We start from the raw sequence: 23,628 nt of genomic DNA, 5'->3' as shown, positions 1-23,628 counted from the left end.
TCCATATATGAAGATAATAAAAAAGCCGCAAACAAAGTAATATTGTTTGCGGCTTTTTTATGTCTGCAGGGCGGTAATTACCGTTTAGCAGATAAAAGAAAACCTACTCAAAGAGTAGGTTTCTAATATGGTGCGGAAGGAGAGACTTGAACTCTCACACCTTGCGGCGCCAGAACCTAAATCTGGTGCGTCTACCAATTCCGCCACTTCCGCAAATTTTTATTCTTAACTGTAATCAGAAAAGAAATGGTGGCTACGACGGGATTCGAACCTGTGACCCCATCATTATGAGTGATGTGCTCTAACCAACTGAGCTACGTAGCCAACATAGAATACTGAAGTTAATCAATACTCTTAAAGAGTGGCAGGTCTACCTGGATTCGAACCAGGGAATGACGGCATCAAAAGCCGTTGCCTTACCGCTTGGCGATAGACCTACAGAGCTTATTTACATAAGCATTGCTTGTTGGGTAGTAACAAGACTTTAAAATCAGAGAGAATGGTGCGGAAGGAGAGACTTGAACTCTCACACCTTGCGGCGCCAGAACCTAAATCTGGTGCGTCTACCAATTCCGCCACTTCCGCATATTGTCAGTTATAAATAACTGTTGTTCTCTGATTGTATTTTTCAAGTTAAGTAAATACTTAATTGAAGAATAATGGTGCGGAAGGAGAGACTTGAACTCTCACACCTTACGGCGCCAGAACCTAAATCTGGTGCGTCTACCAATTCCGCCACTTCCGCAATGATCAACTGTCGAAACAATTAATCTAAAATATGGCAGGTCTACCTGGATTCGAACCAGGGAATGACGGCATCAAAAGCCGTTGCCTTACCGCTTGGCGATAGACCTACAGAGCTTATTTACATAAGCATTGCTTGTTGGGTAGTAACAAGACTTTAAAATCAGAGAGAATGGTGCGGAAGGAGAGACTTGAACTCTCACACCTTGCGGCGCCAGAACCTAAATCTGGTGCGTCTACCAATTCCGCCACTTCCGCATATTGTCAGCTATAAATAACTGTTGTCTCTGATTGTATTTTTCAAATCAAGTAAATACTTAATTGAAGAATAAATGGTGGCTACGACGGGATTCGAACCTGTGACCCCATCATTATGAGTGATGTGCTCTAACCAACTGAGCTACGTAGCCAACATAGAATACTGAAGTTAATCAATATTCTTAAAGAGTGGCAGGTCTACCTGGATTCGAACCAGGGAATGACGGCATCAAAAGCCGTTGCCTTACCGCTTGGCGATAGACCTACAATGTGCTTTTTCAAGCTTCTCTCAACCCTATTGAGAGAATGGTGCGGAAGGAGAGACTTGAACTCTCACACCTTGCGGCGCCAGAACCTAAATCTGGTGCGTCTACCAATTCCGCCACTTCCGCATTTTATCAATGTCTAGCACTGACTTTCAATCTTATAACAAAATTGAAATGGTGGCTACGACGGGATTCGAACCTGTGACCCCATCATTATGAGTGATGTGCTCTAACCAACTGAGCTACGTAGCCATTTTGCATCCAACAGCCACCGCTCTTAGTGAGCCGCTTCGTTGGGAACGGGGCGCATTATGCTCATACCAGCCAAAACCGTCAATAGTTTTTTTTGATAAATTGCGAAAATACGTTTGTTCGGCGGTTATTTGGGCGAAGTGGGCGAATCGCAAACTGATATCTGATTTGTCAGCTGTTAATGATTAAAATTGTGATGCAACTCTATTTTATTTTTAGCTGTCAAAAAATAAAAAATAAGCCAGCACGAGGCTGGCTTATTGATTTATTCGTTGTTATCTCAATGATAATTGAATAAAAACTTATACGTTGAAACGGAAGTGGACAACGTCACCATCTTTAACAACGTAATCCTTACCTTCTAGACGCCACTTACCAGCTTCTTTAGCGCCAGCTTCGCCACCAAATTCGATGTAATCGTTGTAACCGATAACCTCAGCGCGAATAAAGCCTTTTTCAAAGTCAGTGTGAATAACGCCCGCTGCTTTTGGTGCTGTTGCGCCAACAGGGATAGTCCATGCACGTACTTCTTTCACACCAGCAGTGAAATAAGTTTGTAAAGACAGTAATTCATAGCCAGAACGAATTACACGGTTAAGACCTGGCTCTTCGATACCCATATCCGCTAGGAACTCTTCGCGATCTTCATCATCAAGCTCAGCGATTTCAGATTCCATTGCTGCGCAAATTGGCACAACAATCGCGTTTTCTGATGCTGCACGCTCAACAACTTTGTCTAGGAATGGGTTATTTTCAAAACCATCATCGTTAACGTTAGCAATGTACATGGTTGGCTTTAGCGTTAGGAAGTGCAGGTAATCAATCGCTGCTTTTTCTTCTTTGCTTAGCTCCATTGAACGTAGCATGCCGCCATCGGTTAATAGTGGCAGCATTTTTTCTAATACTTTGATCTCGAACTTAGCATCGTTATCGCCACCTTTAGCACGTTTTGCTAAACGGAAAATAGCACGCTCACAAGTATCAAGGTCAGCCATTGCTAATTCAAGGTTGATGATGTCGATATCTTCAAGAGGGTCAATACGGCCAGCAACGTGAACGATGTTGTCATTTTCAAAACAACGAACAACGTGACCAATCGCATCAGTTTCACGAATGTTAGCTAGGAACTTGTTACCAAGACCTTCACCTTTAGATGCGCCAGCAACAAGGCCCGCGATATCTACAAATTCCATTGTGGTTGGCAGAATACGCTCTGGTTTAACGAATACTGCTAATGCATCCATACGTGGATCTGGTACAGGTACAACGCCTGTATTTGGCTCGATAGTACAGAATGGGAAGTTAGCTGCTTCGATACCTGCTTTTGTTAAGGCATTGAACAGTGTTGACTTACCAACGTTTGGTAGACCTACGATACCGCATTTAAAACCCATGGTTTGTAACCCTTTTGGTGATTATTCTGTAACAACTCAATTATAGTACTCACACGAGCCTATAACGACGAAGTAGTTCTGTTGCCAGTGCGCTACTCTGCCTTGAATGAATGAAGACGATTTTGTGCCTTACTTAGGCCGTCTTTTAGAAGCACATCAATACAACGAACTGATTCATCAACCGCTGCATCGATAAGTTCTTGTTCTTTGGTCGGTGCTTTTCCTAGCACGTAACCAGCGACTTTATTTTTATCGCCAGGGTGGCCAATAGCAATCCTTAAGCGATAGAAATCTTTGTTGTTGCCCATTTTGCTAATGATATCACGCAAGCCATTATGACCGCCGTGACCACCGCCTTTTTTGAATTTGGCAACACCAGGAGATAAGTCTAGTTCGTCATGGGCAACTAAAATTTCTTCCGGTTTAATTTGGAAAAAATTAGCCAATGCAGAGACTGACTTACCTGATAAATTCATGAATGTGGTTGGGATCAACAAGCGAAGATCTTGACCATTAGTTGTGATCCTACCAGTGAGACCAAAATATTTTGGATCAGGGCGCAGGGTAACATTATGGACTCGAGCTAGTTCTTCAACGACCCATGCACCAGCATTATGACGGGTTTTTGCATACTCTTGGCCAGGATTTGCCAGGCCGACAAGTAACCGAATATTATTACTCACGCTTGTCTCTCTTGTCATACAGCCGTAGTGATAGCGTTTTGTGATGACCATTATGATGGCTAAACCGCATAATCAGCGGGTTCAAAACGCGCGCTATATTATACCAAACGAAGCTAAATTGATATGGTTCTGCAGTGATCTGCTATTAGCGTAGTGCGTAAAAAATAAAACGCCCCGCAAAAGCGAGGCGTTGGTTTTTATTTAGCTGAGAATTTTATTGAGAAAATCTCATTCTAATCAGATGTGATTAGTGTTCAAACATCGCTGAAATTGATTCTTCGTTACTGATGCGACGGATCGCCTCAGCTAGCATGCCAGACAAGGTTAGTACTGATACTTTACCTGTTGCTGCAATTTCTTTCGTTAGTGGGATTGAGTCAGTAACAATGATTTCATCAATCACAGATTCAGTGATGTTCTGTAGTGCACTACCAGAGAATACTGGGTGAGTTGCGTAAGCAAATACACGCTTGGCACCGCGTTCTTTTAGTGCTTCAGCTGCTTTACATAATGTGCCACCAGTATCGATCATGTCATCAACGATGATACAATCGCGGCCTTCAACATCACCGATTAAATGCATAACTTGAGAAACGTTAGCACGTGGGCGACGTTTATCGATAATCGCAATATCCGTATCATCTAATAGCTTAGCAATAGCACGTGCACGTACTACACCGCCGATATCAGGAGAAACAACCACTGGATCTTGAAGATCTTTCGCTAACATATCTTCAAGCAGCACAGGACTACCAAATACGTTATCAACAGGAACATCAAAGAAGCCTTGGATTTGTTCAGCATGTAGATCAACCGTTAATACGCGGTCAACGCCTACATTAGATAGGAAGTCAGCAACAACTTTAGCAGTGATTGGAACACGAGCAGAACGTACACGACGATCTTGGCGTGCATAACCGAAATATGGAATTACAGCAGTAATACGACCTGCAGAAGCACGACGTAATGCATCGATCATAACAACCAGTTCCATTAGGTTGTCGTTGGTTGGTGCACAAGTTGATTGAATAATAAAGACGTCGCTGCCACGAACGTTTTCATTAATTTGCACACATACTTCACCATCGGAGAAACGGTCAACCGTTGCGTCTCCTAATGAAATATAAAGACGATCAGCGATGCGTTGGGCTAGTTCTGGTGTAGCGTTACCAGCAAACAGCTTCATATCAGGCACGGTGTAAACCTCAGGTTGCGTCCAAGTTGTAATTACTGACAATCCATAGAATATGTGGCTAGCGTTGTCATCAAAGGAGATTCGTTAACACCTTTTGCGACAAATCCCTGGAGCCAGTCAGGTAAATTATTCAAAATATCATTAGCATTTTGCTCGGTGTCACATTCTGCAAACACGCAAGCACCAGTGCCAGTTAATCTTGACGGCGCATATTCTAACAGCCATGAAAGCGCCTGATCAACCTCAGGATTAAGACTTCTTACAATTTTCTCGCAATCGTTTTCGTAAACGTCACGTAACAGGGCATCTAAGCTACGTTTTTTGGTATTTCGAGGTAATTGCGGATGGTTGAAAATTTCAGCAGTTGCGATGCTAATATCGGGTTTTGCGACTAAATACCACTTCTCTTGTGGTGCTGCTGGCTGTAATTTTTCACCAACGCCTTCAGCAAATGCACTGTGACCTCGAACAAAAACAGGCACATCAGCCCCAAGTTTTAAGCCGATAGTGGCAAGTTCATCAACGGATAAGTTGGTTTGCCATAGAAAATTTAATGCTACTAATGTGGTGGCTGCATTGGATGAACCTCCCCCTAGACCGCCACCCATAGGTAAAATTTTATCAATATGGATCTCAGCCCCAAAATCTACTTGTGCCGCTTGGCGCAGCGCTACAGCGGCACGGTAGATTAAGTTATCTTCTGTGGCAACGCCTGTTATTGCTGGTGTGAGACTGATGGTATTATCTTGACGAGCAGTAATAGTTAATGTGTCACCATAATCTACAAACTGAAATAAGGTTTGTAGATCGTGATAACCATTGTCTCGTTGACCTGTAATATAAAGAAAAAGGTTAAGCTTGGCAGGCGCTGGCCACTGCGTAGCAATATCAAATTTAGGGTTGTGGTTCATGAAAACGACTCATTAATTACGTGAATTTTAATTATTAACAAACAAAGGCTTATTATTATATCTTCCAAGTGGAGACTTTTATTTTGATGGTTAATTGGCCTTGTTTTAAGGTCATCAATATTGGTAGCGATGGTACCTTAGTATTATCGTAACTACTGTAATGCATCTCCCAAGTGCGACCATCAATTTTTTTGGTGAGAAAAGCCACTTGGTTATTTTTATTGAGTTGATAATGATCAGCACCTGTTGGAAGACCAATTAACCAATCACGCATTTGTTGAAGGGGTAAATTAATACCTGTCAGTTGTTGCACTAATTGTGCGGCATCGGTGCCATGATAAGTATGACCATCGGGATCGGTTAGTGTGACCGCATCAGGCGCCGCATCCAATTTAAGAATGGTTTTATACATTTTGGTTAAAATAAGTTGATAATCACTCGCTTTATTTTGCCAATTAAAGGCTAAGGTGACCCGTTGCTGAGGGCTGATGTAACCAAATACGCCTTGAGCATGATAACGAGTAAGTTGTTGCAGTTGAGCTTGATGAAGTGACCAATCGGCTTTATGAGTGATTGTCGGTTGCTGTGCACAGCCTGAAAGAAGTGATAACGATAAGGCAAAAAGAGAAAGTAGCCATTTTTTTCTGTGGTTTGTCACGGCTTTTTTTTGATCCGATGTCACAGTGGCTGAAAGAAGATTTGTAGCAAGAGTGCGCAATATCATCGTAGGAAGTCTCTATCAGAATGAGCCAAAACAATAGCGATAATTTAATCGAAAGCCAAATTATAACCATTAATGATACGAATAAGGTGGCTAAAAAACGATAAAAATGGTGTCATTACCGATTGATTACCTCTGTTGCCTTTTATTACGACATGGCATCAAGTAAAATCTTCACCTTAGATTTTTTCATTGCCGAAGTGGGTATACTGTTTCCATGACCTTGCTTGCATTAGGAATCAACCACAAAACAGCTTCTGTTGATTTGCGTGAGAAGGTAGCTTTTTCTCCTGAAAAACTGTCTTTGGCACTGCAGGAGCTTAAAAACCATCCTGAAGTTTCGAGTGCGGTGATTGTATCTACATGTAACCGAACCGAAGTTTACTGTGAATTATTGCAGTCAGGACCGGGTGTGATTATTGACTGGTTGACCAAATTTCATCAGATCACAGCCGAAGAATTGATGCCAAGCCTGTACTTTCATGAACAACAAGCTGCGGCACGCCATTTAATGCGTGTTGCGTGTGGGTTAGATTCGTTAGTATTAGGTGAGCCGCAAATCCTAGGACAGGTGAAGCAATCTTATTCGGAATCAAAAGACAATGGAACTGTAGTTGGTACCTTAGAAAAATTGTTTCAAAAAACATTTACCGTTGCCAAGCGGGTTCGTACAGAAACCGATATCGGTGGTAATGCAGTTTCTATTGCTTATGCAGCATGTTCGTTGGCAAGACAAATTTTTGAAGCTTTATCCGGTGTGACAATGTTGCTCATAGGAGCAGGAGAAACCATTGAACTGGTTGCTCGTCATGCTGTTGAGCAAGGGTGTAACCGTTTAATTGTTGCCAACAGAACCCGTGAACGCGCGCTTAATCTTGCACAAGAGTTTGGCGCCGAAGTAATAGGTTTAGAGGATATTCCTGACCATCTTCATTGTGCAGATATCGTCATTAGCTCAACAGCGAGTCCTTTACCAATTGTGGGTAAAGGGATGGTTGAGGCGGCATTAAAACGTCGTCGTCATCAACCGATGTTATTTGTTGATATTGCTGTACCGCGTGATATTGAATCACAGGTTGGCGATCTTAATGATGTGTATTTATATTCAGTCGATGATCTGTATTCGATTGTCGAGAAAAATCGCGAGCAACGTAAAGTGGCTGCGATTCAAGCTGAGGCGATCATCGCTGAAGAAAGTATTACTTTTATGCAATGGCTACGCTCACTGGAAGCGGTCGATAGTATCCGTGACTATCGTCAATATGCCGAAGCAATAAAAAATGAGCTGTTACAACGCAGCTTACAAGCAATCGCCAATGGTACCGATCCTGAACGAGCCTTGGTAGAATTGAGCAATAAACTAACCAATAAGCTTATCCATGCTCCGACAAAAGCCATGCAGCAGGTTGCCAAAGATGGTGAATCTGACAAATTGGTTGTGATCCGTGAAGCACTCGGGCTGGATTCCTATAACGATTAGCAGTTGATGGCTTTGGCCGTTACTCCGCACTTAATTAGAAGATTATGAAGCAATCAATTTTAGTTAAATTAGAAACGCTGGTTGAACGTTACGAAGAAGTTCAACACCTACTGGGTGATCCCAGTGTCCTTAGTGATCAAAACCGGTTTCGTGCACTATCAAAAGAATATTCTCAGCTTGAAGAAGTGACTAAGAGTTTCCAAGCGTATCAACAAGCGCAAGAAAATCTTGAAGCAGCAGAAGAAATGGCACAAGAAGATGATGCTGAAATGCGTGAAATGGCGCAAGAAGAAATCAAAGATGCTAAAGCTGAAATTGAACGTTTAGCCGATGAGTTACAACTTCTACTGATTCCAAAAGATCCAAATGATGATCGTAACTGTTTTGTCGAAATCCGTGCAGGTGCAGGTGGTGATGAAGCCGGTATTTTTGCCGGTGATCTGTTCCGTATGTACAGCAAATACGCTGAACGTCGCGGTTGGCGTATGGAGATCATCAGTGAAAACCGTTCAGAGCAAGGCGGCTATAAAGAGATGATCGCTAAAGTTAATGGCGACGGAGCTTACGGCGTTCTAAAATTTGAGTCAGGCGGTCACCGCGTACAGCGTGTTCCTGCAACTGAATCTCAAGGCCGTGTTCATACGTCAGCTTGTACTATCGCAATTTTACCTGAAGTGCCAGAAGCTGAAATTCCTGATATTAATGCGGGTGATTTACGCATCGATACTTTCCGTTCATCAGGCGCGGGTGGTCAGCACGTTAACACCACTGACTCTGCGATTCGTATTACTCACTTACCAACCGGTATTGTTGTTGAGTGTCAAGATGAACGTTCACAGCATAAAAACAAAGCTAAGGCTATGTCTGTACTTGCTGCGCGTATCATTCAGGCAGAAGAAGAGCGTCGTCACGAAGCAGAAGCAAGTACTCGCCGTAACTTGTTAGGTTCAGGTGATCGTTCTGACCGTATTCGTACTTACAACTACCCGCAAGGCCGTGTATCAGACCACCGTATTACACTGACACTTTACCGTTTAAATGAAGTGATGGAAGGTGATTTAGATGCATTGATTCAACCGGTATTTACTGAATATCAAGCGGATCAACTTGCAGCGATGGCAGAGCAAAACTAATGCCACGTAGCATTGAATGTTTATTACAACAAACCAATGCACAACTTGCGACTGCGGGCTCTAATAGTCCGCAGTTAGACAGTGTTGTATTGTTATGTCATGTATTAGATAAGCCGCGTAGTTACTTGCTAACTTGGCCGGAAAAGCAACTTGATGAGGCGCAATTTGCGACTTTTTCAGCATTGTTAGCTCGTCGAATTGCTGGTGAGCCGATTGCTTATATTGTCGGTGAACGTGAGTTTTGGTCTCTGCCATTAAAAGTATCACCGTCGACTTTAATTCCTCGTCCTGATACTGAAAGATTGGTTGAGTTAGCACTTGAAAAAATACCGGCAACAACATGTCAGGTACTTGATTTAGGTACTGGTACGGGGGCAATTGCATTGGCGATTGCATCTGAACGTAATGATATTGCTGTTACGGGAATCGACTTACGTCCAGAAGCGGTGGCATTAGCGACTGAAAACAGCCAGCGACTTAATATGACTAATAGCCGTTTTTTAGCGGGTAGTTGGTATAGTCCTCTTGAGCAACAACCGCAATTTGCCGTCATTGTTAGCAATCCGCCTTATATAGATGAAGCCGATCCGCACCTTATTGAGGGTGATGTTCGTTTTGAACCTAAAAGTGCGTTAGTTGCGAGTGATAATGGACTCGCCGATATTCGTATTATTAGTCAAGATGGACGTCAGTATTTATTGCCTGGTGGCTGGTTACTCATGGAGCATGGTTTTGAACAAGGCGCTGCTGTTCGAGCTATTCTGGAGCAATTAGGTTATGTACAGGTATCAACAAGTCAAGATTATGCTGGGCTCGATCGAGTAACGATGGGGTGCTGGCTAGGAGAGCATTCGTAATGATGTACATGGCAATGAAACATATTCACCTTACCGCAATTGCGTTAAGCGTATTACTGTTTGTGACTCGCTATATAATGGTGATGGCAAACTCAACAATGATTAATAAAAAATTCTTTAAAATAACTCCTCATGTCATTGATACGATCATGCTTGCTTCCGGTGTGGCATTAATTTTTATTACCGGATTTATGCCATTTACCGCTGGAAATGGGTGGCTGACTGAGAAGTTAACCTGCGTATTGGCATATATTGCATTAGGTTATTTCACCCTTCATCATGGAAAGAATAAAGTCTTTAAGACGTTTGCCTTCTTAGGTGCGATTGGGTGGTTAGTATTGGCTGCACAATTAGCGATCACTAAAACGCCTATTTTGGGCTAGTGAGAGTAATATCATGATGCCATTTAATGAACAAGATCTTAATCAGATGCCGTTGGTTGATGGAGCGATTGCTTTCATGGCTGAGGTCGATATTGATTTTCCTGCGACATGGGTACAATTACGTTTGACTCAACTCGCGCAAGAGGCGGAACAAACACTGATGCATGAGCTTAATCCTCGTCTGCGTCTCGAAGGTTTGTTACGACTTTTTTATCATGAGTGGGGCTTTCAAGGTGATCAACAGCAATATTTTTCATCAGATAATGCTTTTCTAGATAAGGTATTAGAGCGCCGTAAAGGGATCCCTGTTAGCTTAGGTGCTATCTTGCTTTACTTAGCGAAACACCTTGAATTGCCAGTTGAAAATGTAGGTTTTCCAACTCAGTTTTTATTGAAAGTTATCTGGTCTCAAGATGACATTCAATACATTAATCCGTTTGATGGTGAATTTGTGAGTATCCATATTCTGCGGAGTTGGTTGATCGGCCATCGTGGCCCATTTGCTGAATTTAAGCCTGAATTTCTTGATGCGCAGCAAAATAATATCATTTTATCGCGCTGGTTAACGGTGATGAAAAGTGCGTTATTGCGTGAAGAACAATTTACAGATGCATTACGCTGTAGTGATTTAGCCTTGGCGTTAAACCCTGGTGATCCGCATGAGATCCGTGATCGCGGTTATATTTACCAGCAACTTGATTGCCTTCATGCTGCCGCGGTTGATTATTCTTATTTTATAGAACAATGCCCAGAAGATCCTGCTGCAGATTTGCTTAAACTTCAAGTAGATGCTCTGTCCGAAGAGCCTCTTACCTTGCACTAGATGAGAAGATAAATATGATGCAACAAAAAATTGTTCGTGTTGGTGATATTGACGTTGCTAACGATAAGCCATTTGTACTTTTTGGTGGTATGAATGTGCTAGAGTCACGCGACTTAGCTATGGAAATTTGTGAGCACTACGTAGAAGTAACCAATAAATTGGGTATTCCTTTCGTATTTAAAGCCTCTTTTGATAAAGCAAACCGTTCATCTGTACATTCGTACCGTGGTCCTGGTTTAGAAGAAGGTTTAAAAATCTTCCAAGAATTAAAAGATACCTTTGGCGTGAAAATCATTACTGATATTCATGAAAAAGAACAAGCTCAAGTTGTTGCTGATGTGGTTGATGTGATTCAATTACCGGCTTTTCTTGCTCGTCAAACTGATCTTGTTGCAGCGATGGCTAAAACTGGCGCTGTGATTAATGTGAAAAAACCACAATTTATGAGCCCTGGTCAAGTGGGTAACATTGTTGAGAAGTTTGCTGAGTGTGATAACCACAATGTGATTTTATGTGAGCGTGGCGTATTACACGGTTATGATAATCTTGTGGTTGATATGCTTGGCTTTGACGTAATGAAAAAAGCGTCAAATGGTAGCCCTATCATCTTTGATGTCACTCATGCTCTTCAATGCCGCGATCCACTTGGCGCAGCATCAGGCGGTCGCCGTGAGCAAACGATTGATCTTGCACGCTCTGGTATTGCAACTGGCATTGCTGGTTTATTTATGGAAGCACATCCAACGCCAGATTTAGCACGTTGTGATGGCCCATCAGCTTTCCCATTAGATAAGCTAGAACCATTCCTTGCACAGATTAAGCAACTTGATGACTTAATTAAGAGTTTTGCTTCGATTGAAATTAACTAATTAATTAATGTTGTTGAGATGCATCAAGCCCTATGAATTCTATTTGTAGGGCTTTTTTGTGCGAAAAGCATACTAAATAGGAAAAATTGTTTAATTGTAAAATTTGGTTTTTAATTCTAATTTTAACTTGAATTTTTGGTGTAATATTTTGTAAATTAGCTATATTTTAGCTGTTATGCTTTATTGGAATTATAAATATCAGGGTGATCTGTGTCACTTTTTTTTTGAGTCTTGGCACTTGTCGTTTCATACTATCGCTAAGTTTTATTAGTCGTAGTGAGTTACCGTGTCAATATCACAAGATCTTTCCGCTCTCGAAGCAAAAACCGTCTCCGCAAGTTGGACCAAACATGATACCAGTTGGATGTTGAGCCTCTTTGGTACATCTGTTGGTGCCGGTATTTTATTTTTACCGATTAATATTGGTTCTGGTGGTTTTTGGTCATTAGTTATAATGGCGCTGCTTGCCGGACCGATGACATTTTGGGCTCACCGTGGATTGGCTCGGTTTGTTTTATCTTCTAAACAGCCAGATGCTGATTTTACTGATGTGGTTGAAGAGCACTTTGGTCAGCGTTATGGGCGTTTAATCTCTTTATTATACTTCTTATCTATTTTTCCCATTTTGTTGATTTATGGTGTTGGTTTAACCAATACCGTTGATAGTTTTATGGTGCATCAGCTCGGTATGGCTGCACCGTCTCGAGTGATACTTTCAGGCTGTTTAGTATTCGGTATGATAGCGATCATGCTGGCTGGTGAAAAAACCATGCTGCGTGTATTTGGCATGATCGTGTATCCGCTAACGTTTATTCTGGCTGGCATTTCAATTTATCTAATTCCAAGTTGGCACATGCCTAATTTTAGTCTTAATCAAAGTGTTGGCGATTTAAGCGCCTCGTTATGGTTAGCGATTCCTGTAGTGGTGTTTGCATTTAGTTATACTCCAGTAGTGTCTGGGTTTGTTAATGCTCAGCGACGTCAATATGGCCATCATGCCCATACTAAAGCAGAGACTATTTTAAAACGTACTTCTGTAATGCTAATTGCATTCGTATTATTTTTTGTTTTTTCATGTGTCTTGAGCCTAACACCTGCACAGCTTCAACAAGCAAAAGTCGATAATGTGTCAGTGTTATCGTATTTAGCCAATGTTGAAGATAGTCACTTTATTATGGTTCTGGGGCCTTTAATTGCCTTTATTGCAATTACATCATCATTTTTAGGTCATTTTATGGGGGCACGTGAAAGCTTTAATGGCCTAGTGGCTAAACAAACGTCATTACCGATTAAAACCATCGATAAAATCGGTGTGGTACTGATGTTTATTAGTATTTGGTTTGCTTCAGTTATGAACCCAAGTATTTTAGGCATGATGGAGGCTTTTTCTGGGCCTGTGATTGCGATGATTTTATTCTTGATGCCAATGCTGGCGGTGTATCACATTGAAAGTCTGAAAATTTACCGTGGTAAACTAAGTACTTACTTTATTTTAGTGATGGGGTGTTTAGCGGTCGGTGCGATTGTGTTTAACATGGTTAAATAGCATTGCAGCTAAATAAAGGCTTGCTCCTGTTAATGACTACTTATTATAGACAATAGAGATGCAAGCCTTATTTTTAGAGGGTGATTATCGCGTTATTTTCACAGTTTAAAGCGGTTGATCTCTTGCTGTAATTCATACGATAACGTCGATAACTCCGCCGCTTGTTTTGCAGCTTCGCTGGCTTCAACAGCTAATTCATTTGAAACATCACGAATTCCTTCGGTATTGCGAGTAATTTCTGATGTTACTGATGATTGCTCTTCTGCGGCAGATGCTATTTGGGTTGCCATATCACTGATGTTATTCACCGCGGTGGTGATTTGCGACAAGCTCGCTGAAGCGGAGTTTGCATCATCAACACTGGTTTCAGCTAAGTGGCGGCTATCTTCCATGATGCCAACTGCTTGACCTGTTGTTTGCTGTAAGGTTTCAATCATTTGCTGAATTTCTTGGGTTGATGCGTGAGTACGCTGACTTAATACTCGCACTTCATCGGCAACCACTGCAAATCCTCGACCTTGTTCACCGGCACGCGCAGCTTCAATCGCAGCATTAAGCGCGAGTAAATTGGTTTGTTCAGCAATACCTTGAATGGTCGAAAGAATCGTATTAATACTTTGCGCATGACTGTTTAATGCACTGATAACACCAGTCGCCGTTTCAACTTCTTGAGCAAGGCTAGTAATTGATTGTTGGCTTTGATTCACTTGAGTGGTGCCATGTCCAGAAGCGATAACGGTTTCTTCTGAGGTGCGAGCGGTATTTTCAGCGTTTGATGCTATCTCATGGGTTGCAGCAGCCATTTCATTAATCGCTGTTGCGACCATATTAATTTCATCTTGTTGAAATTGAATTCGTGTACTGCGTTCTTCTGCTTGAGAGGCGGTGATATGCGATTGCTGGTTGAGCGTACTTGAAACATGGCTTAAACGGGTCAGCATGCTATGTAGGTTGCTCACAAATGAGTTGAAGTTGTGGGCTAGTTGACCTACTTCATCATTACTATGCGGCTCAAGGCGGCGGGTTAAATCACCTTCACCGTTAGCAATTTCAGCTAATGCGGCAGAAACACGGTTAAGATCACGGAATAACAGGTTAACTAATAGTGTCAGGGCAATAATAACGCACAACGTTATGATGAATGCTGTGATGATCAATTGTTTAAGCGCGGTATAATAGCTAGCTTCTTCTGTCGCCAGATCCATTTCTAACGCTAATACCCATTCAGTATTTGGAATATTTTCAAAATAAAGCTCTTTTTGTTGACCATTAATGGTTAAGTGCAGGGCTTTATTAGTCGCTATTTGTTGCTCAATATTACTCATGGTGAGCTGATTGCTGTATTGCGCTAATGGCTTGAGTAATAATTGTTTATTTGGGTGCGCAAGAAAACGGTTATCTTGTTTGTTAATTAGCATCGCAACCGCATTTTGACCGACATTGAGGCTGATAACATCATTAATTAGCTGATCGATCAATACATCCGCACCAACGACACCAATTTGTTGACCATTATTGATTAATGGCTGTGCAATCGTAACTAATAATGCGTTAGTAATAGCATCTTGATAAGCAGGGGTAATAATTTGTTTGCCAGCTGTTTGAGCATCACGATACCAAGGGCGTGTGCGGGGATCATAATCAGCACGATTACGCTCAGGGTGTGAGCGATGCATTGCCCCCTCAACGGTACCGAAATAAATATCATCAAAGCCACCACTATTACGTGCCTGTTTTAAAAACATCACATTATTCGGTTGCTCATAATAACTGTTAAAGGATTGAGTAATCGCGCGGCGGACATCCATCCAATCAGCAATGCCGATAGTAGCAGTTGAAGCAATACTGCGTGCACGTTGATTAGTATTGGCATGGGTTTCGTTATCAAGTTGCTTAGCGGCCAGCCATGTTAATGCTGTTGCCATGATGACGACTGCCGATACGCTAGCCATGATCAATTTTTGTTTGAGGGAAAGCTGCATAGGTCCATCTCTGGAGTCAAAATATAGCCTATGAGAGCAAATTATAACTTGCATTACAATTAATTCATTGATGATTGAATAGTTTATTTTTAAATGTCTAACGTATTGATATATTTTTACTTTTTATTGGCGGTTTCAGTGAGGATAACGCCATTAAATTGACAATTAAAGGTTGTTTTAGAGATACGCAAAGAGCGATTAAGCAATGTGCATATGGATGTTTAGACGTCTAGATGTTGACACTCGTGACACATCCCATTAACCTAGGGGAAATTCTAAAATAGATATTCATTATCAGCATGTCAAACTCAACCAGCACATCATCAATTACACCTTCAGCACTGGCATTGCTGCCATTGGGGGTCTTTCTTGCCTTATTTATTGGTGTCGGTAGTTACCTGACTTACCAAGGGGTCGATTTCGCTTTTTATCAATTACCGTCGCCTGTTGCAGCATTACCTGCGGTTATTTTGGCAATTATTCTCAGTAAAGAAAAATTAAATAAAGCCATAGAGCAGTTTATTCGTGGTGTTGGTCATAGTGACATTATTGCGATGTGTATGATCTATTTACTTGCTGGTGCATTTGCAGCTGTTGCGAAAGCATCGGGTGGGGTTGATGCGACGGTAAACCTTGGTATGGCAATATTGCCTGCAAGCATGATCTTACCGGGTATTTTTATAATCTCTGCTTTTATTGCAACCTCAATGGGTACCTCAATGGGTACGATTGCGGCAGTCGCGCCAGTTGCATTAGGTATTGCTCAAGCTGCAGGAATGGATGTTGCGTTAACCGCTGGTGTGGTATTAAGTGGTGCGATGTTTGGTGATAACTTGTCGATCATTTCTGATACAACAATTGCTGCAACCCGCTCTCAAGGTTGTCAGATGAAAGATAAATTCCGTGAGAATATTAAAATTGCTTTACCTGCAGCTGTTGTCACCATGCTGTTGTTTGCTTTTAGCAGTTCAGTAACAACCTTACCTGCAGCAAATCCAATTGAATGGTTAAAAGTATTACCTTATATCACGATCCTTATTCTTGCTGTGTCTGGGGTAAATGTTTTTGTGGTGCTGAGTTTAGGTATCGTTCTTGCGGGTGGTGTGGGTTTATTTTCAATTGATAGCTATAGTTTAACGACATTTGGTAAAGATATTTACAGCGGCTTTGGCAATATGCAAGAAATCTTCTTACTATCAATGTTGATTGGTGGTGTGAGTGAATTAATGCGTCAACAGGGTGGTTTAGCATTTTTAACCCAGTTAATTAGCCGTGTGATTGGTAAATTCAGCTCAAAGCATAGTGCTTTAGAAAATTCTCGTGCCAGTGAATTAGGTATTGCGAGCTTAGTGAGCTTAACTAACTGTTGTACCGCTAATAATACTGTCGCAATCATTGTGTCAGGTGGTGTGGCGCGTGAGTTAGCGCAAGAGAATAATGTTACAGCCCGCCGCTCTGCAAGCTTATTGGATATCTTCTCGTGTGTGGTACAAGGTGTATTACCTTACGGTGCTCAAGCGCTATTATTAGGCTCGGTATTTAAATTATCGCCACTAGAAATCGTTTCTCATTCTTACTATTGTTTCTTTTTGGCCATTTCGGCTTTAATCGCGATTTTTATTCGCCGCTCAACGACTAAATTTGAGAAAGTCTTTTAATTAATAAATGATTATTTTTAGTTGTTGAATACCCACAATATTTGTTCAAAAAGCTCGACTATGGTCGAGCTTTTTTTATGTTTGTGATCAAGGGATTGTTTTTAATGTTGTAACGGTGATCTTGGTTGCAGAATTGTGACGTCAAACAAGTGTCGGCTTTTGATTCACCTACACTGAGCGCAATTATTTTGAAACGGTTATTGATTAAGAATATTTCATTAAGGTGGATAACATGAAGCAACGTTTATTTGCTAAGACAGCATTAACTGCAGCTCTTCTGGCTGTACTTTCTGGTTGTGCAACATCGACAGATGATACCTCACCGAAATGGAATGCAGATAAAACCTATCGTATTACTATTCTACATACCAATGATAACCATGGTCGCTTTTGGCAAAACCAAAATGGTGAATATGGTATGGCAGCACGAAAAACATTATTAGATAGCATTCGTGCAGAAGTAAAAGCTGAGGGGGGGACAACATTATTACTTTCTGGTGGTGATATTAATACTGGTGTGCCTGAGTCTGATTTGCAAGATGCCGAACCTGATTTTAAAGGTATGAATATGCTAGGTTACGATGCCATGGCATTAGGTAACCATGAGTTTGATAACCCACTTGAGGTATTACGTAAGCAGCAACAATGGGCTAATTTCCCAATGTTATCAGCCAATATTTACGATAAAAACACGGGTAAACGTTTATTTCAGCCATACCAAATTTTTGAGCAGCAAGGGATTAAAATTGCGGTTATCGGCTTAACCACTGAAGATACCGCCAAAATAGGTAACCCTGAATATATTGGTGCAATTGAGTTCCGCGATCCTAAATTAGAAGCAAAACAAGTGATTGCTGAATTAGAAGCCAATGAAAAGCCAGATGTGATTATTGCAGCAACCCATATGGGCCATTATGAAGATGGCCAGCGTGGCATTAATGCGCCTGGTGATGTGGCATTAGCGCGTTACATGCAAGCTGGCGATCTTGATATGATCGTCGGTGGACACTCGCAAGAACCCGTGTGTATGGAAGGACCAAATAAGAATAATAGTGATTTTAAACCTGGTGATAAGTGTACACCAGATCAACAAAATGGAACTTGGATAGTACAAGCCCATGAATGGGGTAAATATGTTGGTCGTGCTGATTTTGAATTCCAAAATGGTGAGTTAAATCTGGTTAGCTATGATCTGATTCCAGTCAACCTAAAGAAGAAAATTAAATTAGCTGATGGCAGCCAACAGCGAGTTTTTATTCAGAATGAGATTCAACAAAATCCAGAAGTATTGTCGTTTTTAACGCCTTATCAAGAAAAAGGCCAAGAGCAATTAACGGTTAAAATTGCAGAGTCTAACGGTAAGTTAGAAGGTGATCGTAATGTGGTACGTTTTCAGCAAACTAACTTAGGACGTTTAATTGCAGCTTCGCATATGGAACGCGCTAAAGCTGATTTTGCAGTGATGAACTCTGGCGGTGTACGTGATTCGATTAATGGTGGCAATATTACCTATAAAGATGTGTTAATTGTGCAGCCATTTGGCAACATCGTGACCTATATTGATATGTCAGGTAAAGAGATCCTTGACTATCTGAATGTGGTTGCAACCAAACCAATTGATTCCGGTGCTTATGCGCAGTTTTATGGTATTGCAATGACGGTTGCTGATGGCAAAGTGACTAATGTGAAAATTGGTGGTAAGCCATTAATGATGGACAAAACTTATCGCTTTACGGTGCCGAGTTTTAATGCTGCTGGTGGTGATGGTTATCCAAAAGTAAACAACCACCCTGGCTATGTAAATACAGGCTTTGTTGATGCTGAAGTGCTAAAAGAGTATTTGCAAACTAATAGTCCAATTGATGCCAATCGCTTTGCTCCAAAAGGTGAAATTAGCTATAAATAACCAGCCTGGCGACAGGGTTATTGTATTTGCGGCGCTGAATTTTCAGCGCCATTTTTTTTGTTCTTTTTTAAATATATCTCTCGGTATATAGTTCTGTTTTGGTAAACAGATGTGGTTAGCTTCTTTGTCTATGGTGGATATAAAGGGGAGCTAATTACAGCTGTTTGATTGACGCTATGTTGTAGAGATAAATGTAATGACACCAGCAATTAAATTAGCAAAAAAAAATAAGATTGAATTTCAAGTTCACCAATATGAACATGATCCAGCCAATAGTAACTTTGGTCATGAAGCCGCTGAAATTTTAGGCTTAGATCCCCATCGTGTGTTTAAGACATTATTATTTTCTCTAAATGGTGATCCTAAAAATTTAGCCGTTGCTGTAGTGCCTGTTGCGGGCATGCTCGATCTGAAAGCAGCTGCAAAAGCGGCTGGTGGAAAAAAAGCGGAGATGGCGGATCCAAAATTAGCCGAAAAAGTAACAGGTTATATTGTTGGCGGTATTAGCCCTCTTGGACAGAAAAAACGCTTACCAACCTTTATTGATAGTAGTGCTGAGCAATTTGAGACAATTTGCGTAAGTGCTGGACGCCGAGGTTTAGAAATAGAGCTTGCAGCGAAAGATTTAGCAACACTCACTAGCGCTAAGTTTGCAACGATTGCTAAACACGATTAATCAAGACAAAGATGTTTATATCGTCATTGATAAAAGGAGTTAACGATGACACTTAGCCTTTGGCTATCTTTATTAGCGATTTGTTTGTTAGGGGCAATGTCACCGGGACCTAGTTTAGCTGTTGTTGCTAAACACAGTTTATCGGGAGGGCGTTGGCATGGGATCGTCACCGCGTGGGCGCATGCTTGTGGGGTTGGGTTCTATGCTTTATTAACGTTACTTGGTCTAGCCGCAATATTGCATCAATCACCACTGCTATTTAGCAGTATAAGTTATGTGGGCGCAGGGTATTTAGCATATTTAGGGATAAATGCTTTGCGCTCTAAAGGTGGAGTGGCTGCAAAATTAGCACAAGGCCAAGCCTGCACATTATTGGAAGCAGCACGTGATGGGGTGATGATTTCCTTATTTAATCCGAAGTTAGCATTATTTTTCTTAGCGCTATTTAGTCAGTTTGTTGCTGCTGGTAATGAAGCATCATCAAAGGCGATCATTATTGCAACACCACTACTGGTGGATGGATTATGGTACACATTAATCGCATCTATTTTATCTTATCCAAAAGTGTTAATTACATTGAGAACCAAAGCACAATTGATCGATCGTTTATCTGGCGTCGTGTTACTTGGATTAGCGTGTCGAGTGGTGTGGTTAGCTTCGTGATAAAAAACGCATAAAAAAATAGCCGAACATTGTTCGGCTATTTTTTTATTCATTGGGTTGGCGTCTTTTTTTCCGTAACCAAATAGGGACAAAGGTATTAAGGAGCGTTGCTAATATAATCAATCCGACCCCAACCATTTTATTCCATGGCATTGGGTGGTTAAAAAACATAAATTGCCAGATAGCCGAGAAAATTAAATTAGTAAAAATAATCGGTGCTAATTGTGAGCCCGATTCTGCTAATTGATAAGCTTTAGCACGGAAAACTTGGGTATTAACCGTACATACCGCCATAAAGATTAATAGTAATAATAACGGATGCTGCCAACCCGTTAATGTATGCCATTCAACTGCGGTAGTAATTGGCGAGAACATTAAAAAAGGTATCAAAAAGACAGAAGCAACAATAAAGCTCCACGCACTCACACCGACAGGCGTCAGGTTACTTTTACTGGAACGGTACATTGCCACTTGTGAGCCAGCATTAAAAATACCACCGGCTAAGCCTAACAATAAACTGCCGCCAAACTTCATTTGTTCAAGATTACCAGCAATGAATAGTAATCCTGTAAAGGTAATGCCTAAATTAATAATAATAAGGCGTTTGATCGGTGTTTTAAAAAATATACGCTCTAAAATAGGGACAAATAAAGGACTAGTACCAAATAAAACAACCGCTTCAACAAGACTTAGGTATTTAATTGATGCAAGAAAACACAGTTGGCTACCTGTAATACAAATACCGCGAACAATTAAACCACTCCACGCTTGTTTATTGGGTTGTGACCACTTAGTGATCATCATTAACCAGAATGCAAGAATCGCTGGGAATAGCAAACGGAAAAAGCATAGCCATGCTGGGTCAAAACTGTGGGTTAGCCATTTAGCTACTAATCCTGTTACTGATAAGCTAAATGTAGACACTAGCATTAGCAGCATTGGACGTATTTCTGAATTCATTAGTAATCTCCTCGGGCGGCGACTCTACGTGAATTGTATGATAAATAAATTCAAAATATTTTAACCCTAGGATATATTTATCTTACCGTTTTCGTTATGGGTTTTATTTAGGGTGAATATTGTTATTTACCTTATCAATCAATCGCTTGCGATATATTCCCGAGGGTTATGTGGTTAGGCGTCACGATGATTTAAATGCCGATCACGTGTCTGCTGCTTTTTTTCGGCGCTCTTTTTGATCATAACGTAAAGAGCACCTGTGCCACCATGTTGGCGCTGAGCTGAATGGAAACACAGTACATCTGAAATTTGCTCAAGCCAGGTGGTGATATAACTTTTCATTAATGCTGGTGGATTGGTTCGCTCTCCTTTGCCATGAATGATCATAACAGTACGTATATCTAGTCGTTGGGCTTGCTTTAAAAAAGCCAATAGCTCATCTCGTGCTTGAGGTAATGTTTTTTTATGTAAATCTAACCGCGCATGAATATCATATTTACCTTGGCGCATTTTTTTAAAGACGGCTAATTGCACTCCATCACGCTTAAATTCAATCATGTCATCAGGCTTGACCATCTTGGCGTGATCCAGAGACAAATAATCGATATTACTATTAGCTAATGTTTGTGCCGCCAATCGTCGAGCAAGTTGTGCTTCTGAGACTTGGTGTTTTTGTTGAATTAAAACGGTATCTTGTTTTATTGGCGCAATATCAGCCATCATCTCTTTAAAAAGATCCAATTCATCATTAGACATAAAAGACTCACTATAATTAACTAATAATTTCAGTATACCTACGCGAAATAGAAACAAAAGCCAATAAATAGGAAACCGATACCGAGTCATAGATATTTAAGTTTGGCCAAGTATTGGGTATTGTTAATGCATTATCGTGTTTTATGTCATTAAGTTTTATGATTGTTATAGGAAGTTAATGTTTGATGATATTTTAATCGACATGCGCTACTGATAACCTATAAAAAAGGCCGTTTAATCAACAGATATTTTAGTTACAAAAAAAATACCGTATAGGGGTTGCTAAAATAAAAATGGCGAGTATTATAGCGACCTCAACAACGCATAGCGCGTTGAAATGTCGGTGAATAGCGCAGTTTAGTCGCGCATCTCTGATGTTAGGAATAGCGGACCAGAGGGTTGACCCTTCTAGCAGCGTTCCAGAAAAGAATTAAGTCGGTGAATAGCGCAGTTTGGTAGCGCATCTCTGATGTTAGGAATAGCGGACCAGAGGGTTGACCCTTCTAGCAGCGTTCCAGAAAAGAATTAAGTCGGTGAATAGCGCAGTTTGGTAGTGCATCTCTGATGTTAGGAATAGCGGACCAGAGGGTTGACCCTTCTAGCAGCGTTCCAGAAAAGAATTAGTCGGTGAATAGCGCAGTTTGGTAGCGCATCTGGTTTGGGACCAGAGGGTCGGGGGTTCGAATCCCTCTTCACCGACCACTATTTATATAATAGTGGTTAATTAAACCGTTATTATCAGAGAAGGTGTTAGTAGATAACACATCTCGAAAAGAATTAAATCGGTGAATAGCGCAGTTTGGTAGCGCATCTCTGATGTTAGGAATAGCGGACCAGAGGGTTGACCCTTCTAGCAGCGTTCCAGAAAAGAATTAGTCGGTGAATAGCGCAGTTTGGTAGCGCATCTCTGATGTTAGGAATAGCGGACCAGAGGGTTGACCTTTCTAGCAGCGTTCCAGAAAAGAATTAAGTCGGTGAATAGCGCAGTTTGGTAGCGCATCTGGTTTGGGACCAGAGGGTCGGGGGTTCGAATCCCTCTTCACCGACCACTTACAATGGTGGCTATAGCTCAGTTGGTAGAGTCCCGGATTGTGATTCCGGTTGTCGCGAGTTCAAGCCTCGTTAGCCACCCCATTATTCAGGTTATCTTTTTATTAGAGACCTTGGCCTTGTAAGCCTAAAGATTGTCGGTGAATAGCGCAGTTTGGTAGCGCATCTCTGATGTTAGGAATAGCGGACCAGAGGGTTGACCCTTCTATCAGCGTTCCAGAAAAAGAATTAAGTCGGTGAATAGCGCAGTTTGGTAGCGCATCTGGTTTGGGACCAGAGGGTCGGGGGTTCGAATCCCTCTTCACCGACCACTATTTAAAGTAGTGGTTTATTAAAACCAGTATTATCGTCGGTGAATAGCGCAGTTTAGTAGCGCATCTCTGATGTTAGGAATAGCGGACCAGAGGGTTGACCCTTCTAGCAGCGTTCCAGAAAAGAATTAGTCGGTGAATAGCGCAGTTT

At 41.3% G+C, this 23,628-nt stretch carries 19 protein-coding genes and 15 tRNA genes; 15 read left to right on the top strand and 19 right to left on the bottom strand.

The window, feature by feature from the left end; translation table 11 throughout:
* Positions 1–128 precede the first annotated feature (128 nt).
* From PMAL9190_RS18315 to lolB, 16 genes are all read right to left on the bottom strand, one after another.
* Positions 129–213 (bottom strand) — tRNA-Leu (locus tag PMAL9190_RS18315).
* A gap of 34 nt (positions 214–247) precedes the next feature.
* Positions 248–324: transfer RNA gene (locus tag PMAL9190_RS18310), tRNA-Met, on the bottom strand.
* 38 nt (positions 325–362) lie between these two features.
* Positions 363–437 (bottom strand) — tRNA-Gln (locus PMAL9190_RS18305).
* 63 nt (positions 438–500) lie between these two features.
* Positions 501–585: transfer RNA gene (locus PMAL9190_RS18300), tRNA-Leu, on the bottom strand.
* A 75-nt stretch (positions 586–660) separates the two neighbouring features.
* A tRNA-Leu gene (locus tag PMAL9190_RS18295) sits at positions 661–745 on the bottom strand.
* Positions 746–779: 34 nt separating this feature from the next.
* Positions 780–854 (bottom strand) — tRNA-Gln (locus PMAL9190_RS18290).
* A 63-nt stretch (positions 855–917) separates the two neighbouring features.
* A tRNA-Leu gene (locus PMAL9190_RS18285) sits at positions 918–1,002 on the bottom strand.
* Between the two features lie 75 nt (positions 1,003–1,077).
* Positions 1,078–1,154: transfer RNA gene (locus tag PMAL9190_RS18280), tRNA-Met, on the bottom strand.
* Between the two features lie 38 nt (positions 1,155–1,192).
* A tRNA-Gln gene (locus PMAL9190_RS18275) sits at positions 1,193–1,267 on the bottom strand.
* Positions 1,268–1,309: 42 nt separating this feature from the next.
* Positions 1,310–1,394 (bottom strand) — tRNA-Leu (locus PMAL9190_RS18270).
* Between the two features lie 49 nt (positions 1,395–1,443).
* Positions 1,444–1,520, bottom strand: a tRNA-Met gene (locus PMAL9190_RS18265).
* 302 nt (positions 1,521–1,822) lie between these two features.
* Positions 1,823–2,914, bottom strand: a complete 1,092-nt coding sequence (ychF, locus tag PMAL9190_RS18255) for a redox-regulated ATPase YchF (RefSeq protein WP_087846610.1) — start codon at positions 2,912–2,914, stop codon at positions 1,823–1,825.
* A gap of 92 nt (positions 2,915–3,006) precedes the next feature.
* A complete protein-coding gene (pth, locus tag PMAL9190_RS18250; RefSeq protein ID WP_060997421.1) occupies positions 3,007–3,597 on the bottom strand; it encodes an aminoacyl-tRNA hydrolase in 591 nt (196 codons plus the stop codon).
* 247 nt (positions 3,598–3,844) lie between these two features.
* Positions 3,845–4,792 carry a ribose-phosphate pyrophosphokinase gene (locus PMAL9190_RS18245; protein ID WP_036793517.1) on the bottom strand — a complete coding sequence of 316 codons (948 nt, stop codon included), beginning with the start codon at positions 4,790–4,792 and terminating at the stop codon, positions 3,845–3,847.
* 32 nt (positions 4,793–4,824) lie between these two features.
* Positions 4,825–5,703, bottom strand: a complete 879-nt coding sequence (gene ispE / locus PMAL9190_RS18240) for a 4-(cytidine 5'-diphospho)-2-C-methyl-D-erythritol kinase (RefSeq protein ID WP_087846608.1) — start codon at positions 5,701–5,703, stop codon at positions 4,825–4,827.
* A 55-nt stretch (positions 5,704–5,758) separates the two neighbouring features.
* Positions 5,759–6,361: a lipoprotein insertase outer membrane protein LolB gene (lolB, locus tag PMAL9190_RS18235; protein ID WP_235004387.1), complete on the bottom strand. Its 603-nt coding sequence runs from the start codon at positions 6,359–6,361 to the stop codon at positions 5,759–5,761.
* 280 nt (positions 6,362–6,641) lie between these two features.
* Here lolB and hemA point away from each other — a divergent pair, with 280 nt between their 5' ends.
* The 7 genes from hemA to PMAL9190_RS18200 all read left to right on the top strand — a co-directional run bounded on the left by hemA (position 6,642) and on the right by PMAL9190_RS18200 (position 13,515).
* On the top strand, positions 6,642–7,904 hold the full coding sequence (gene hemA, locus PMAL9190_RS18230; protein WP_087846605.1) for a glutamyl-tRNA reductase: 1,263 nt from the start codon (positions 6,642–6,644) through the stop codon (positions 7,902–7,904).
* Positions 7,905–7,948: 44 nt separating this feature from the next.
* Positions 7,949–9,037, top strand: a complete 1,089-nt coding sequence (prfA, locus tag PMAL9190_RS18225; protein ID WP_087846603.1) for a peptide chain release factor 1 — start codon at positions 7,949–7,951, stop codon at positions 9,035–9,037.
* The gene (gene prmC / locus PMAL9190_RS18220) at positions 9,037–9,894 is read left to right on the top strand and encodes a peptide chain release factor N(5)-glutamine methyltransferase (RefSeq protein ID WP_087846601.1); all 858 of its coding nucleotides are present in this window, start codon (positions 9,037–9,039) and stop codon (positions 9,892–9,894) included. Before prfA ends, prmC begins: the two co-directional genes overlap by 1 nt.
* Positions 9,895–9,896: 2 nt before the next feature.
* Positions 9,897–10,277: a SirB2 family protein gene (locus tag PMAL9190_RS18215; RefSeq protein ID WP_087846689.1), complete on the top strand. Its 381-nt coding sequence runs from the start codon at positions 9,897–9,899 to the stop codon at positions 10,275–10,277.
* Positions 10,278–10,290: 13 nt separating this feature from the next.
* On the top strand, positions 10,291–11,100 hold the full coding sequence (locus PMAL9190_RS18210) for a SirB1 family protein (RefSeq protein ID WP_087846599.1): 810 nt from the start codon (positions 10,291–10,293) through the stop codon (positions 11,098–11,100).
* Positions 11,101–11,114: 14 nt separating this feature from the next.
* Positions 11,115–11,969 (top strand): 3-deoxy-8-phosphooctulonate synthase, encoded by an 855-nt coding sequence (gene kdsA / locus PMAL9190_RS18205; RefSeq protein ID WP_087846597.1) that lies wholly within the window; start codon positions 11,115–11,117, stop codon positions 11,967–11,969.
* Positions 11,970–12,255: 286 nt separating this feature from the next.
* A complete protein-coding gene (locus tag PMAL9190_RS18200; protein WP_370738786.1) occupies positions 12,256–13,515 on the top strand; it encodes an SLC5/6 family protein in 1,260 nt (419 codons plus the stop codon).
* A gap of 98 nt (positions 13,516–13,613) precedes the next feature.
* Here PMAL9190_RS18200 and PMAL9190_RS18195 read toward each other — a convergent pair whose 3' ends face one another.
* Positions 13,614–15,497, bottom strand: a complete 1,884-nt coding sequence (locus PMAL9190_RS18195; RefSeq protein WP_087846595.1) for a methyl-accepting chemotaxis protein — start codon at positions 15,495–15,497, stop codon at positions 13,614–13,616.
* 299 nt (positions 15,498–15,796) lie between these two features.
* Between PMAL9190_RS18195 and PMAL9190_RS18190 the strand changes: the two genes are divergently transcribed.
* The 4 genes from PMAL9190_RS18190 (at position 15,797) to PMAL9190_RS18175 (ending at position 20,400) form a co-directional block, all read left to right on the top strand.
* Positions 15,797–17,155 (top strand): Na+/H+ antiporter NhaC family protein, encoded by a 1,359-nt coding sequence (locus PMAL9190_RS18190; protein WP_087846593.1) that lies wholly within the window; start codon positions 15,797–15,799, stop codon positions 17,153–17,155.
* 232 nt (positions 17,156–17,387) lie between these two features.
* The gene (ushA, locus tag PMAL9190_RS18185; RefSeq protein ID WP_087846591.1) at positions 17,388–19,061 is read left to right on the top strand and encodes a bifunctional UDP-sugar hydrolase/5'-nucleotidase UshA; all 1,674 of its coding nucleotides are present in this window, start codon (positions 17,388–17,390) and stop codon (positions 19,059–19,061) included.
* Between the two features lie 196 nt (positions 19,062–19,257).
* Positions 19,258–19,737 carry a Cys-tRNA(Pro)/Cys-tRNA(Cys) deacylase YbaK gene (gene ybaK, locus PMAL9190_RS18180; RefSeq protein WP_087846589.1) on the top strand — a complete coding sequence of 160 codons (480 nt, stop codon included), beginning with the start codon at positions 19,258–19,260 and terminating at the stop codon, positions 19,735–19,737.
* A gap of 45 nt (positions 19,738–19,782) precedes the next feature.
* On the top strand, positions 19,783–20,400 hold the full coding sequence (locus tag PMAL9190_RS18175) for a LysE family translocator (protein WP_087846587.1): 618 nt from the start codon (positions 19,783–19,785) through the stop codon (positions 20,398–20,400).
* A 45-nt stretch (positions 20,401–20,445) separates the two neighbouring features.
* Here PMAL9190_RS18175 and PMAL9190_RS18170 read toward each other — a convergent pair whose 3' ends face one another.
* Together PMAL9190_RS18170 and smrA are read right to left on the bottom strand one after the other, a co-directional pair.
* Positions 20,446–21,360 (bottom strand): DMT family transporter, encoded by a 915-nt coding sequence (locus tag PMAL9190_RS18170; protein ID WP_087846585.1) that lies wholly within the window; start codon positions 21,358–21,360, stop codon positions 20,446–20,448.
* 174 nt (positions 21,361–21,534) lie between these two features.
* Positions 21,535–22,116: a DNA endonuclease SmrA gene (gene smrA, locus PMAL9190_RS18165; protein ID WP_087846583.1), complete on the bottom strand. Its 582-nt coding sequence runs from the start codon at positions 22,114–22,116 to the stop codon at positions 21,535–21,537.
* Positions 22,117–22,741: 625 nt separating this feature from the next.
* Here smrA and PMAL9190_RS18160 point away from each other — a divergent pair.
* From PMAL9190_RS18160 to PMAL9190_RS18145, 4 genes are all read left to right on the top strand, one after another.
* A tRNA-Pro gene (locus PMAL9190_RS18160) sits at positions 22,742–22,818 on the top strand.
* Between the two features lie 270 nt (positions 22,819–23,088).
* Positions 23,089–23,165: transfer RNA gene (locus PMAL9190_RS18155), tRNA-Pro, on the top strand.
* Positions 23,166–23,174: 9 nt separating this feature from the next.
* Positions 23,175–23,250, top strand: a tRNA-His gene (locus tag PMAL9190_RS18150).
* A gap of 150 nt (positions 23,251–23,400) precedes the next feature.
* Positions 23,401–23,477 (top strand) — tRNA-Pro (locus PMAL9190_RS18145).
* The last annotated feature ends 151 nt before the right edge of the window (positions 23,478–23,628 follow it).

The organism is Photobacterium malacitanum, from assembly GCF_900185615.1.
In the GTDB taxonomy this organism is placed as follows: domain Bacteria; phylum Pseudomonadota; class Gammaproteobacteria; order Enterobacterales; family Vibrionaceae; genus Photobacterium; species Photobacterium malacitanum.
This window is presented reverse-complemented; position numbering and strand designations above follow the sequence as displayed.

Coding starts and splice junctions, on each gene's coding strand:
- ychF (WP_087846610.1), bottom strand. CDS start 2,914: ATGGGTTTTAAATGCGGTATCGTAGGTCTACCAAACGTTGGTAAGTCA.
- ispE (WP_087846608.1), bottom strand. CDS start 5,703: ATGAACCACAACCCTAAATTTGATATTGCTACGCAGTGGCCAGCGCCT.
- hemA (WP_087846605.1), top strand. CDS start 6,642: ATGACCTTGCTTGCATTAGGAATCAACCACAAAACAGCTTCTGTTGAT.
- prfA (WP_087846603.1), top strand. CDS start 7,949: ATGAAGCAATCAATTTTAGTTAAATTAGAAACGCTGGTTGAACGTTAC.
- prmC (WP_087846601.1), top strand. CDS start 9,037: ATGCCACGTAGCATTGAATGTTTATTACAACAAACCAATGCACAACTT.
- PMAL9190_RS18215 (WP_087846689.1), top strand. CDS start 9,897: ATGTACATGGCAATGAAACATATTCACCTTACCGCAATTGCGTTAAGC.
- PMAL9190_RS18210 (WP_087846599.1), top strand. CDS start 10,291: ATGATGCCATTTAATGAACAAGATCTTAATCAGATGCCGTTGGTTGAT.
- kdsA (WP_087846597.1), top strand. CDS start 11,115: ATGATGCAACAAAAAATTGTTCGTGTTGGTGATATTGACGTTGCTAAC.
- PMAL9190_RS18195 (WP_087846595.1), bottom strand. CDS start 15,497: ATGCAGCTTTCCCTCAAACAAAAATTGATCATGGCTAGCGTATCGGCA.
- PMAL9190_RS18190 (WP_087846593.1), top strand. CDS start 15,797: ATGTCAAACTCAACCAGCACATCATCAATTACACCTTCAGCACTGGCA.
- ushA (WP_087846591.1), top strand. CDS start 17,388: ATGAAGCAACGTTTATTTGCTAAGACAGCATTAACTGCAGCTCTTCTG.
- ybaK (WP_087846589.1), top strand. CDS start 19,258: ATGACACCAGCAATTAAATTAGCAAAAAAAAATAAGATTGAATTTCAA.
- PMAL9190_RS18175 (WP_087846587.1), top strand. CDS start 19,783: ATGACACTTAGCCTTTGGCTATCTTTATTAGCGATTTGTTTGTTAGGG.
- PMAL9190_RS18170 (WP_087846585.1), bottom strand. CDS start 21,360: ATGAATTCAGAAATACGTCCAATGCTGCTAATGCTAGTGTCTACATTT.
- smrA (WP_087846583.1), bottom strand. CDS start 22,116: ATGTCTAATGATGAATTGGATCTTTTTAAAGAGATGATGGCTGATATT.